The following is an 11,848-nucleotide window of genomic DNA, read 5'->3' as shown; positions in this document are numbered from 1 at the left end:
CTCCCTGCCCTAAGACGTGATACTCAACTGAGCTCCCACCCCTGATCCTATTACCTTGCTGGAAATTCTAGAGAATTAGCCCCCATTAATTCTCTATTAACATACAGGATGCTATAGTAGGCCCGACATGTATAAAATATTGGTAATCGAACCGGACAAAGCCTCCCGCCTAACTCTCCAAAATCTACTGTCTTTCATGGGTTACGACGAAGTAGCCGCCGCCAACTGTCAGGAAGCGCTGGAAATCGCCGCTACCGAACATGTCGACATGATCCTCGTAAACTCGTTGGTCCCCTCCGCTGAATGCCAAAACATGCGCGAGCTCCTCTTCGCAGCCGGCGTCGAGCCCCGCGTGGTCGCCTACGCCGACGCGATTGGCACAAACAACATCGCCCAACACGTAGACGACTACTTGGAATCGCCCTACATCGCCAGCGCACTCAATCAAAAAATCCGGCTCGCCGTCTAGCCAGACAACAGTTGGACCGTCGGATGCGCGACATCCAGATTGACTCAGAGATCAAATAGTCGCGCATGTAAAACAAGGTTACGCGTAGTCTCTAAGAGGGCGTCTAAAAAGTCAGATCGAGTCGGCGAGATGTATTCGAGAGGCAAAATTTCGGCTTCTGAATCGAGGCGAAACCAGTTTCGTCGAGATGAAGAAATGATATTTTGACCCCGAAGACTCTCTCCGGCGAAGACCAATTGAGTTTTTAGACGCCCTCTAAACTGTCACTACAAGGTAGCGCTCCAAAAAATTTTTATTTAAATCGAAAAACCTATTGACCGACCGGTCGGTTTGTGGCTTATTAGGCATCATGTCCAACAGCACTCCAGCCAAAACCAAGCGAGACGAGATTCTCGAGGTAGCTTCCAAGCTCTTCTACGAGCAGGGCTACAATCAGGCCGGTGTGCAACAAATCATCAAGGAAGCCGACACTGCCAAAGGCACCTTTTATACCCACTTTAAGTCAAAGGAAGAACTCGGTGTCGCCTGGCTTCGCGCCCGCCACGTCACTTGGAATGGCTGGCTCAAGGCCGCCATCGCCACCAAGGAGACACCACGAGACAAGCTCCTCGCCGCCTTCGACTTCCTTGGCAACTGGATGGCCGACTGCAACTACCGCGGCTGCGCCTTCGTCAACACCCTCTGCGAAACACCGCAATGCGACAGTCCCCTCCGCCAGGAGATCGCCGAGCATAAGCGCGAGCTACTAGAGCTCTTTCGCAGCCTCTGCCGCCAGCACTTCACCGAGCAACCACCCATCACTGCCGACCAGACTGGCACGGTCATTTACCTCCTCTTCGAAGGTGCCCTTCTGGAGATGCAGAACTTCTGCGAGCCCTGGCCACTCGACACCGCCAAGCAGCACCTCGAATCACTCCTTTAAAGTTAGCTTTTTCTTTAACCCACAACAGACCGACCGGTCTGTCTCAAACAAAACCAACAACACACATCAAAAAATGAGCAGAATCAGCACCCTCGAACCGGCCGACGCGCCGCAATCCATCGCCGGTCTCTACGACGCCGTTAACAAAAAGCTCGGGCTCGTCCCGAACATGGTTAAGACGCTCGGCCACAGTAACGCAGCCCTCCAGGGCTACCTCGGCTTCAGCGGCGCCGTCTCCAGCGGCCGCCTCAGCCCATCCACCCGCGAAAAGCTCGCCCTGCTCGTTGCCGAGCGCAACGGCTGTGACTACTGCCTGAGCGCCCACACCGCGATCAGCGGCTTGCTCAAGATTCCGGCGCAAGACGTCCAGGCCGCCCGCGAAGGCAAGTCCCCGATCCGCAAGGAGCAGGCGATCCTCGATCTGGCCGCCGAGATCCTCGCCAACAAGGGCGTCGTCTCCGACGAAGTTTACGCCGACGCCATCGCCCAGGGCGTCACGCCGGAGGAAGCGCTCGAAGTCGTGGCCAACGTCGCCGTGAACATCCTCACGAACTACGTGAACAACTTCGCGGAGCCGGAAATCGACTTCCCGCGCGTGGCCGTCAGTGCCGCTTAACGCGCCCTTTCCAACCATCCAATCCACCACCACCGGGGCCGGCGGCGTCCACCCGCTGCCGGCCTCCCACCCACTTTCCACCATGACCACCACCACCCATGCCTGCTACTGCGGTTGCGCGGTCCCCAAGCCGCAACACCTCCCGCTGCCGCCCTTCACCGAGGAAACCGCCCGCGAAAAAGTCCAGCTCGCCGAAGACGCCTGGAACTCCCAGGACCCCGTCCGCGTGTCTCTCGCCTACACTGAGGACTCCGAGTGGCGCAACCGCTCCGAGTTCATCAATGGCCGCGCCGAGATCGTCGACTTCCTGACCCGTAAGTGGCAGCGCGAGCACGAATACAAGCTCAAGAAAACCCTGTGGGCCTTTTCCGACAACCGCATCGCCGTGCGCTTCGAGTATGAATGGCGCGACGATTCCGGCCAATGGTTCCGCGCCCACGGCAACGAAAACTGGGAGTACAACGCCGACGGCTTCATGGCCAAGCGCTACGCCTCCATCAACGACGAGCGCATCTTCATCGAAGACCGCCGCCTGTAATTTCCATCAACCAACCCGCCTCGCCTTCGCTCCGGCGAAGGCGGGCAAAACACCCACATCCAAATCCACACTCACCATGACTACGAAAACTGACCTCACCACACGCCCGCCGCGCAGCCCGCGTGTCCGCCTTGGCGGCTTCGCCCACCTGCCGCGCCTCATCGACAAGGCGCGCGCCCAAACCGCTGGCACGATCGGCGACTACGAATACGGCAACGACAGCCTGCTCGACCGCGAGTTCTTCCGCTTCACCGGCATCTCTGCCGACGCCCTCCTGGCCGAAGTAGCCCGCGGCGGCGGCGACCTCGCCATCCTGCAATGGGTCCACGCCAATACCGCCCGCCCGCTGCTTCCACACGAGATCGCGGCCTGGAGCAATTGGCTGGAAAACGTCCCGGGCCTCAGCACCGAAGCCCGCGCCTGGTTCGCCGAATACGCGGAGTCGCTCACACCCCCGCGCCCGGATATCAGCACCCTCTTTGAATACTTGGACGTCGACGACTACGTCCGCTACGGCGGCGCGGCCTGATCTACATCTAGCTTCATGGGTAGGGACGGTTGCCCCCAACCGTCCGCGTTCCAACTGAACAGGCGAAAGACAACGCGACGGACGGTTGAGGGCAACCGTCCCTACCTTGAGAACCCACAGAAACATTCAACACACCCAAACTTTCCGAAACCACCAACAACCAACATCCATCCAAACAACCAACCATACCACGACCATGAAAATCAACTGGATCAAAGCACTCCTCGCCGGCGTCATTGGGACGCTACTGTTCGACGTCACCGGCTTCCTCTTCACCTCTACCTGGTGGGACATCCCCAACGTGCTCGCAAGCGCCATCGGCGTCCCCCTGCCCGTGGCCCTCGTCATGCACTTTGGCAACGGCGTTGCCCTGGCGGCGATCTATGCCGCGCTGGTGCCATCGTTGCCAGGCCCGGGCTGGTTCCGCGCCCTGTGCTTCACCACGCTGGAGACGATTATGCTCGTCTGGTTCCTGCTGTTCCCGCTCCTGGGCTTGGGCATCGCAGGGCTCGAAGGCGGGATCATCTTCCCAATCCTCTCCATGAGCCGTCACTGGCTTTACGCGATTCCGCTGGCGTATTACTTCCCAGTCAACCGCGAGCAGGAGCACGCCTCGGAATCAACTCCGACCGCCATCCCCTGCCCCTAACCTGCCTGCGGCTGGACCCATAGATTTGGCCAATGGGCAAATGGCAGCATTCTGCTGCACCGGAAAAGTTTGCGATACGGCAACGAAAGCCAACGAAGCTGCGGATCGACAAGGTCCGCAGCTTTTTAGTCCACACAAAAAAAAAGAAGCGACGGCTTAAAAACAAACCGTCGCTTCCATTGTTTGGGGCAGTAGAATAGAAGCTAGCGCTGACGCCGACGGATAAGAACCGCGCCTAAAGCCAACACGCCCATTCCGGCTACGGTAGTTCCCGGCTCCGGCACAAAGTTAATGGCACCTACGCTAGAAAAAGTGCCCGGGTCTGCTGGAACGACCGGCGAGAAATTATCCGCAGTGAAAGAAAATTCGTTCGTTGAGCTTGTTAACGCGCCCACTTCAGCCAGGAAGTCAGCACCAGCAACCGTCGCCTCAGCCAGATAGCCTGAACCCGCTCCAACTGCAGAAAAATCTGAGTTGTTATCCACCTCGGTTACGAAACTGGTAATATAGCCAGAGGCCCACAGATCGCCGTCGTAGAAGAAGTTCAGGTTGTATGGAGCAGTGCCAGAAGCATCATCATAGCGATAGTCTTCAAAACCAGGAGTGGCTACCCCAGGTGACAGCGTTAAGGTCCCCGCCCCTTGATACAGAGACATGGAGCCAATTTCCCAAGTCAGCAGGGTAATGTCCAGATTGCCACCAGTTGGCTCAAATAGGTCAAATCCGCTGGAGGAAAAACCAGTGGCACCACTCACATCGGGAGCCCCGGCGTAGTTACTGATAATATCCAAAAACATCACACTACCACTCACCCAGCTGGGGCCCGAGGCGTTAGAAGTATTGGTAATACCGTCTTGATAGGTAATGAATGCCGCAGTCGCACTGAGCGAAGACAGCCCTAATAATGAATAACATAGCAGTTTCATAGTAGGTCAGATACTAGATTTCACACCCTAATGTGGCAAGTGAAAATTAACCACCTCTGAGAAGTATTCCCTAGTCTTGTGCTACGCGATGACCACTCAGGTGCACCACCAACAGCAATCCGCTGAGCAAGCTACCAGGTAATAAAAGGAGCCAGGGAGCGTTGGTCAGGTAGGCTTGATTCTGCCGGAGCATGGCGCCTAGCTCTGGAAAATCCGGGTCGCCGATCAGCCCCAAAAACGCCAAGCCACTCAGTTCCAGAGCACACAGCGCAAAGATCAAGCGAGCCAAGGCCACAACATCGGGCGCGAGATTCGGCCACAATGTCCGCCGGAAAAATCCCCAGCCGCTCGCGCCCATCGTTTCGCTGGCCTCCACATAGGGTGCCCGGATCTGCTCGCGCCAGCTAATCCGCAATTGCCGGTAGCTGATCGAGGCATTGCCCAAGGCAACGGCCAGCACGAGCGTCGCTCCACCTGGTGGCAGAAAGACGAGCAAAATCAAACTTAGGAAAATGACCGGCAACCCCAGCCAGACCGAGGCAACCAGCGGGACGAACGTGCGGCCAATGCGGCCCGTTGTTTCCTCTACGGTCAGCATCGCTGCCGCGACCACGAAGTTCAACCCAAGCGCCAAAAGGCTAAGGCCCGCCGTGTTCCCCAAACCGCGCCAAAGCCGACTCAGCACATCGCGCCCTAGGCCATCCACGCCAAGCCAATGCGCCGCGCCAAAGCCAGCGAGCCGCAGCTCTCGGAAGTCTTGCGCCAAAGGGTCATAAGGCGTCCAGACCAGCCCCACCGCAGCAATCGCCGCCACCCCCGCAAGCAGCCAATTAACGCGCACTGCCGTCTCCTTCCATCTGCGCAAGCCTGGGATTGAGCGCCACGGCGAGCATCTCCGCCAGCCAGACCACGACGAAGATTAAAAACATCACCAGTAGCAATGCGTATTGAATGATAAATACATCGCGGTCGAGCACTGCGCCAACCAAATAGCGTCCCATGCCCGGCCAGGCAAAGACCGTCTCCGTCAACACCGAACCACCGAGCAGCAGCCCAAAGCTCGTCCCGAGCGCAATGATTAACGGCGCGCCCAACAGCCTTAGCCCATGACGCAGCCAGATCGACGTGGGCGATAGCCCCTTCGCCCGCAAGGCAATGATCAGCCGTTGCCAGCGCGGCTCCCGCATGCGCGCACGCAGCAGGCCACTGACCACTGCCGCCGGGAAAAATGACAAACAAAACGCAGGCAGCGCCAGGTGATGCAACGCACTGCCCAAGGCCTCCCAATCACCGGCAGCCAGCGAATCGATCACCAAAAAACCGGTGCCTGTCGGTCGCTCAAGGATGAAGTCAAAGCGACCCGAAACCGGAAACCAGCCCAGCCACGCGGCACCCAGAATGATAAACACCAAGCCAAGCCAGAAGATGGGCACTGTCAACCCGAGCGCTCCCAACGCCTCCGGTAACCGCCGGGCCCAACGCCAAGGCGCGGCCTCCGCCAGCAGCGTTGTCCCCACACCGATGAGCAAGCCGATCACGAGCGCAGAAAGGCTAAGCTCCAGCGTCGCAGGCAGTCTATTTTTCACCTCATCCGCGACGGAACGTTGATTTAAAAGACTCGCACCCCACTGGCCACTCAGGAAGTTGCTCAAGTAGCTAACGTACTGCACGGGCCACGGTTGATGCAAACCCAACGCCGCTTCGATCTCTGCCGCGCGCTCCGGGTCGGGAGCCTTCTGCGCCAAGAGTACACCATCACCCAGCGCCAGTCGCGACGCCACGAACAGCAGCGCGCTCGCCGTCAAAAACAACGCCAGTAGCAGCAAAGACTTACGAACCGCAAACGCGATCATCCCTCCATGCCATCCACCCCCACCCCCATGTCAAGGGCAAGCAACGTGCCGTTGCATCCAAAGTTTTGCCCTGTGGCCAAGCCAAGTGCCGTTGCATCGGGTGTTTTGGCAACGTTCCGTTGCGCAAAAGCTGAGGGGCAGGCGTTTTGGGGCGGAGAGGCAGGGCGATGTTGTCAGCGACAGCCAAGTCACCGAAGTCGGCAGCATGTGTTGATTAGCGGGCTAATGCATTTTTCGGCGTGCCTTTAGCCCAAAAAACGGGATGCTTGTCGCATGCCTGTTCCAGTCAAAGCAGTCTTGGTAACGATGTTTGAACCCGAAAGCGGACAAGCTGGCGAGCTAACGCCCTATCGGAAAGCCTTCGGATTGGAGCCATTTGAGCTGCCAGGTAGTGGCCTGGACCACCTGTTCGCCAATCACGACCACTCGCTCCTGGCCATCGTCGCAGGCGTCGGCACCGCCAACACCGCCGTCTCCACTATGGCGCTGGGGCTTTGTGGCCAATATGACTTGAGTAACGCGCACTGGCTCATCAGCGGTATTGCGGGCGTGAACCCCAACGAAGCCAGCCTCGGCAGCGTTTATTGGGCGGACTGGGTCGTCGATGGAGATCTCGGCCACGAAGTCGACTTGCGCAGCGCACCGGCAAATTGGCCCATTGGTATTTTCCCCCTCGGCGCCAAAAAACCCTACGGGCCCAGCACCCTGGAAAGCGGGCTTTTTGGCCGCCCCTACCAGCGCTTTCAGCTCAACCCCGACCTACTGGCCTGGGCCATGCACGAAACCACCGCGCTGGAGCTGGCCAACCCACCAGAACTCCAGGCTGAGCAAAAAGACTTTGCCTCCTTCCCCAAGACTACAGCGGCGCCCTGCGTCGAAGTCGGCGGATCGCTCTCAGCCGCAAGGTTCTGGCATGGCGAGCATCATAACGAATGGGCCGAGCAATGGATGCGCTACTGGACCGATGGCCAATCACGCTTCGTCACCTCCGCCATGGAAGACACGGGCACGCTGCACGCCATTGCTCAACTAGAGCGCATGGAGCGCGCCCGCCTGGACCAGACGCTCGTGCTCCGCGCCGGCAGTAACTTTACCATGCCTCCGCCCGGCAAATGCGCGGTGCAAAATCTTGTGGGAGAATCTGAGCCAAACTATCCCGGCATGCTCGCGGCGCTTGAGAATGCAGGTCGCGTGGGCGGGCATATCCTCCAGCAGTGGCTCCAATAACCCACCTGTTATCGAGGTGAAAGATGCTCTCTAATCAGCATCGATATCATCTGGCAGCACATCTGCCATTGCTGACACCAGCTCCTCGTGCTTGTAAGGTTTGAGCAACACCGAGATGCGCGGGTCCTGCTCAATCACATCCGCCTGCACTTCGTCCATGTTTCCAGTAACCAAGACGCAAGGCAACTGTTCCGCGAGCTGGTGCAACTCCTTAATCAAGGCCACGCCATTCATTCGCGGCATGCTATAATCGCAAAGCGCGATATCATAGGCCGAGGGATTTTCCTGAAAGCACTCCAGCGCCTGCAAGGGATCGTGAAAGGCATCTACCTGATAGCCACGAATCGTCAGCAACGCCCGAGTCACTTCTACCAGCGGTGCCTCATCATCCACCAGTAAGGCACGCAGCGTACTGGGAGACTCCGTTGCTGCCGAAATGGGCACCGAGGCCGGTGGACTGTCCTGACATTTGGGCAGGATCACGCAGAAGCACGCGCCCTGCCGACTGCTATCCAACTCCAGCTTGCCCCCATGTGAATTGATAATGCCCAACGAGGTCGCCAAACCCAGACCATTGCCTTCATCTCGAGGCTTGGTGCTGAAAAAGGGATCGAAAATGCGCTCACGAATTTTCTCGGGAACGCCCGGCCCATCGTCCTCCACCTGAACGACAAAGGTTTTGCCCGCCATCTGAGGGCTACAATCTTCGGCCGAAGCAACGTTCGCTGAAAATACCCGCACTTGGATCGCCCCTTCCCGCCCCTTCATCGCATAGGCCGCATTGCTCAACAAATTGGTGATGACCTGGCTAATCTGGCCCGCGTCGGCACTGATAATCGCTGAATCGATCTCATATTCAGTCAGTAATTGAACATCTGGCGGCACCACTGCCCGGATAAATCCGACCGCTTCATCCACCAGCGAAACCAAGTCCACCTGCTCAATTTCCGTCTCCCCACGGCGGGTAAAAAGCAGGATTTGCTTAATGATATGCCGCGCTCGCTGCGTGGCCCGTTCGATGTATTTCGCATTCGCCAAAACGCTCTCTTCGTTGGAGGGGTGGCGCATGGTCAGCTCGTTGTAGCCGATAATCGACGCGAGGACATTATTGAAGTCATGGGCAATGCCGCCCACCATAGCGCCCAGCGTATCGAGCCCCTGAATGTGACGCAGCTGCTCCTCCATTTCCTGGATGTTAATGCGGTCCGTAACGTCGTGCAGCGAGCAGACCGCGCGCAAGGGCTCAGCCTTGCCGGCCGCACTAACCTGAATGGCCTGACACTCAATCCAACGTGAGCCAACATTGGGGTTTTCGAGCCGAAACAGCGTCTCGAAATCCGGACCATGCCCCTTATGCTGCAAGAAGCTCCGCCAACGCCGAATAAACCCGCCAAAATCTTCCGGATGAATCGAGAGAAACAACTTCTTCAAGGGAACCGGATTCGCGGGTAAATCGGCACCCGAAACCTTGCGCCAACGCTCGTCAACAATCGCGGTTTCCTCCGCGAGGTTGATATCCCACACGGCAATTCCGGCCGAGCGGATCGCCAAATTCAGCCGTTCCTCACTTTCCTTCAATTGACGCTCAGCCGCCTTCAATTCCCGCTGGCCAGCCACGTGACGCAGCGTGCGCTCCACGGCTGACTGCAGGTGCTCGACGAAGTCCGCATCTTTGGTTATGTAGTCTTCGGCACCGAGCTTCATCAGCTTCACCGCCACTCGCTCATCGCCAAAACCGGTCAGCACGATGAAGGGCGGGTTCCCCAGCCGCTCCCAGTGCTCCGCCACAATATTTTCGGCATTGGAGTCGGGCAGTAAATAATCCAGCAGCACCAAATCGAAATCATTTTCCGGATCACTCAGCGCCTTCAGCGCCTCTTCCGCGCTGCCCACTGCCGTCACCTCCATGCCTTGGCCACGCAAACGCCGACTAACGATAAGGCGCATGCCTGAATTATCCTCGATGACGAGGATGTGGTAATTCTTCGTTTCAGTACTCATCGTTATTGCGTTGGGGGGAAAATATTGTCTGACAGGAAACGCCCAAGGTCCTGAAGGACTTTTGCAAACTCATCAGAATCGACGGGCTTGGTCACGTAGCGACAGCAGCCCAGCTCATGACAACGCCTCATTTCCAACGGGTCGTCTGTGGTGGTAACCATGATCACGGGAATGGGATCCAGAACGGGATCGCTCTTCAGTTCTTGCAAGACTTCCACTCCAGACATTTTCGGCATACGAATATCCAAAAGGATAACGTAGCGTTCAGCCATTGGCGTTGCAGATTTTCGGGACTCTGCCAAATACTCCAACAACGCCAAACCGTGCTCGAACTCGATGACCTCGCTGGCGACCTGGAGACGTTTTAAACTGCGCTTCACGAGATGCCGGTGCCCGGCGTCATCATCCACCAGGAGTATGATCACATTGCGACAAAGGCTACTCATTGGCAGAATGCAGTGGTTGGGCTAGACTCATACTATTGATCAGCAGTTGGGGCTTGGCATAGGTTTGCAGATCAAGAGGCAATTCGACGTAAAACTTGGCCCCCACATCTGGCTCAGGATCGATCATGATGTCGCCACGCATACGGCGTGCAACAAGATAACAGATAGATAATCCCAATCCGTCCCCTTCCGTAAGATCAGGATGCAAACGATGAAACACCTCAAACACCTTCTCCTGAAACTTGGGTTTGATGCCCAGACCATTGTCCGCCACAACATATCGAATGCGACTGCCGACGACCTCCGAGCTCACCCGGATTTCCAGTGGTCGCTCCGTTGAGCGATACTTGATGGCGTTGTCGATCAGGTTCCCGAAGAGCTGTGTGACCAAGGTGAGATCACCACAACAATTGTCCAACTCGCCAAGCGTGATGCGAGCATCTACCTCCTTCAGTTGAAAGGCAAAATCCTCGACCAAATCTCCCATGAGACGGTTCATGTCCAAGTGCTGGGCGGTGATTTCATAGCGCCCGAGACGGGAGTACTGTAGCAGGCCTTTTAACAAGCGATCCATCCGCCTGGCGCTTTCGTGGATGAAGTGCAGCATCTCCGGCAGGTCATCGCCCCAAATTCCGTTCACCGCCCACTGTGCCGGATTACTGTCGCACAGTCGTTGATCAAGCTCCTTCAAGGTAGCCTCGAGCTCGGTGCTGAAGCCAATGATATTGACCAGCGGCGAACGCAAATCGTGAGAGACCACATAAATGATCTGCTGCAATTCATTGGACTTCTGCTCCAACTCGCGAATCAACGAATCCTGCTGCATCAGCAGTTCCCTCTGCGGGGTAATGTCCACGATCTGCGAAATGAAATACTGCGGTTTGTCGTCACGCCGAATCAGCACCACGCTCAGCAGCGCATAAACGATCTCGCCTGCCCGGTTGAAATAACGCTTCTCCATCGAATACTCATCGATCTCGCCAGCCAGCGTGCGTTCCAGCAAGGCCAGGTCAGCATCCAAGTCATCGGGGTGCGTCAGCTGCTGAAAATCTTTCTGTAGCAACTCATCTTCACGGTAACCAAAGACCTCACAAAGTTTCTCATTCACGCTGATCCAGGCACCGTCCAGCCCCACAATTGCCTGCCCTATCGGCGCATGCCTCATGGCCGTTCGAAATAGATTCGCGCGGGCTAATTGCTCCTCTACATCAAGGCCGAGCACCGCCTCTTTGGGTAGCGCGCCCTTCGCTGACGACCCTGCAATTTGCGGCAGAACTCTGGTCATGCCCACCATCACGACGATTAAAAATGCAAGCCCCGCCAACACTTTCATCACCACCAAAATCTGATAGCCCGGCCACCAATAGCTGAGCGCCTCCAGCAGGTGAGTCACGCCGCTGAGGAGGATCAGCCCCATCAACAGGCAATACAGGCTGCGATGCTTCATTGCCGGGCGCTTCCACAGCACAAACGCCAGCGCAAGAGCGACTGCGGCAAATGCCAGCCAGATAAATAAATCTACCAGCACGTGTGTCCACACATGTGCGTCATCCCAGCCATGCCCCGCTGAAAAAACAAACAAATCCCCCACAACCGTAAACGGCCGAAGATCAAAAAATGATGCATATAACCCAGATGTAGAGGTGGACACGATAAAGCAGGTGCGAAAGAC

The 11,848-nt window shown here is 57.1% G+C and carries 13 protein-coding genes; 7 read left to right on the top strand and 6 right to left on the bottom strand.

Annotated elements, in window-relative coordinates; translation table 11 throughout:
• Positions 1 to 127 precede the first annotated feature (127 nt).
• From RBB62_RS08090 to RBB62_RS08065, 6 genes are all read left to right on the top strand, one after another.
• Positions 128 to 469: a response regulator gene (locus tag RBB62_RS08090; protein WP_309398233.1), complete on the top strand. Its 342-nt coding sequence runs from the start codon at positions 128 to 130 to the stop codon at positions 467 to 469.
• A 349-nt stretch (positions 470 to 818) separates the two neighbouring features.
• Positions 819 to 1,391: a TetR/AcrR family transcriptional regulator gene (locus RBB62_RS08085; RefSeq protein ID WP_309398232.1), complete on the top strand. Its 573-nt coding sequence runs from the start codon at positions 819 to 821 to the stop codon at positions 1,389 to 1,391.
• A 73-nt stretch (positions 1,392 to 1,464) separates the two neighbouring features.
• On the top strand, positions 1,465 to 2,007 hold the full coding sequence (locus tag RBB62_RS08080) for a carboxymuconolactone decarboxylase family protein (protein ID WP_309398231.1): 543 nt from the start codon (positions 1,465 to 1,467) through the stop codon (positions 2,005 to 2,007).
• A gap of 82 nt (positions 2,008 to 2,089) precedes the next feature.
• Positions 2,090 to 2,545: a DUF1348 family protein gene (locus tag RBB62_RS08075; RefSeq protein WP_309398230.1), complete on the top strand. Its 456-nt coding sequence runs from the start codon at positions 2,090 to 2,092 to the stop codon at positions 2,543 to 2,545.
• Positions 2,546 to 2,621: 76 nt separating this feature from the next.
• Positions 2,622 to 3,074, top strand: a complete 453-nt coding sequence (locus RBB62_RS08070; RefSeq protein ID WP_309398229.1) for a DUF5069 domain-containing protein — start codon at positions 2,622 to 2,624, stop codon at positions 3,072 to 3,074.
• A gap of 196 nt (positions 3,075 to 3,270) precedes the next feature.
• Positions 3,271 to 3,723, top strand: a complete 453-nt coding sequence (locus RBB62_RS08065) for a hypothetical protein (RefSeq protein ID WP_309398228.1) — start codon at positions 3,271 to 3,273, stop codon at positions 3,721 to 3,723.
• Positions 3,724 to 3,926: 203 nt separating this feature from the next.
• Here RBB62_RS08065 and RBB62_RS08060 read toward each other — a convergent pair whose 3' ends face one another.
• The 3 genes from RBB62_RS08060 to RBB62_RS08050 form a co-directional block, all read right to left on the bottom strand.
• Complete coding sequence (locus RBB62_RS08060) at positions 3,927 to 4,649, bottom strand: PEP-CTERM sorting domain-containing protein (RefSeq protein WP_309398227.1); 723 nt, start codon at positions 4,647 to 4,649, stop codon at positions 3,927 to 3,929.
• Between the two features lie 70 nt (positions 4,650 to 4,719).
• On the bottom strand, positions 4,720 to 5,490 hold the full coding sequence (locus RBB62_RS08055) for an ABC transporter permease (RefSeq protein ID WP_309398226.1): 771 nt from the start codon (positions 5,488 to 5,490) through the stop codon (positions 4,720 to 4,722).
• Positions 5,480 to 6,502 (bottom strand): ABC transporter permease, encoded by a 1,023-nt coding sequence (locus tag RBB62_RS08050; protein ID WP_309398225.1) that lies wholly within the window; start codon positions 6,500 to 6,502, stop codon positions 5,480 to 5,482. Before RBB62_RS08050 ends, RBB62_RS08055 begins: the two co-directional genes overlap by 11 nt.
• Positions 6,503 to 6,775: 273 nt before the next feature.
• On the opposite strand from RBB62_RS08050, the gene RBB62_RS08045 reads away from it, so the two are divergent.
• Positions 6,776 to 7,729, top strand: coding sequence for a purine nucleoside permease (locus RBB62_RS08045; protein ID WP_309398224.1), 954 nt, complete (start codon positions 6,776 to 6,778; stop codon positions 7,727 to 7,729).
• Between the two features lie 30 nt (positions 7,730 to 7,759).
• On the opposite strand, the gene RBB62_RS08040 is transcribed toward RBB62_RS08045, so the two are convergent.
• Genes RBB62_RS08040 through RBB62_RS08030 form a run of 3 tightly spaced genes read right to left on the bottom strand, consistent with a single transcriptional unit; the run spans position 7,760 to position 11,827 of the window.
• A complete protein-coding gene (locus tag RBB62_RS08040) occupies positions 7,760 to 9,730 on the bottom strand; it encodes a hybrid sensor histidine kinase/response regulator (protein WP_309398223.1) in 1,971 nt (656 codons plus the stop codon).
• Positions 9,731 to 9,732: 2 nt separating this feature from the next.
• Positions 9,733 to 10,176 (bottom strand): response regulator, encoded by a 444-nt coding sequence (locus RBB62_RS08035; protein ID WP_309398222.1) that lies wholly within the window; start codon positions 10,174 to 10,176, stop codon positions 9,733 to 9,735.
• Positions 10,169 to 11,827: a sensor histidine kinase gene (locus RBB62_RS08030; RefSeq protein WP_309398221.1), complete on the bottom strand. Its 1,659-nt coding sequence runs from the start codon at positions 11,825 to 11,827 to the stop codon at positions 10,169 to 10,171. Before RBB62_RS08030 ends, RBB62_RS08035 begins: the two co-directional genes overlap by 8 nt.
• Between the last annotated feature and the right edge of the window lie 21 nt (positions 11,828 to 11,848).

The organism is Cerasicoccus maritimus (assembly GCA_031296935.1).
In the GTDB taxonomy this organism is placed as follows: domain Bacteria; phylum Verrucomicrobiota; class Verrucomicrobiia; order Opitutales; family Cerasicoccaceae; genus Cerasicoccus; species Cerasicoccus maritimus.
The sequence above is the reverse complement of the archived record's forward strand: the minus strand, read 5'-3'. Positions and strand labels throughout refer to the sequence as shown.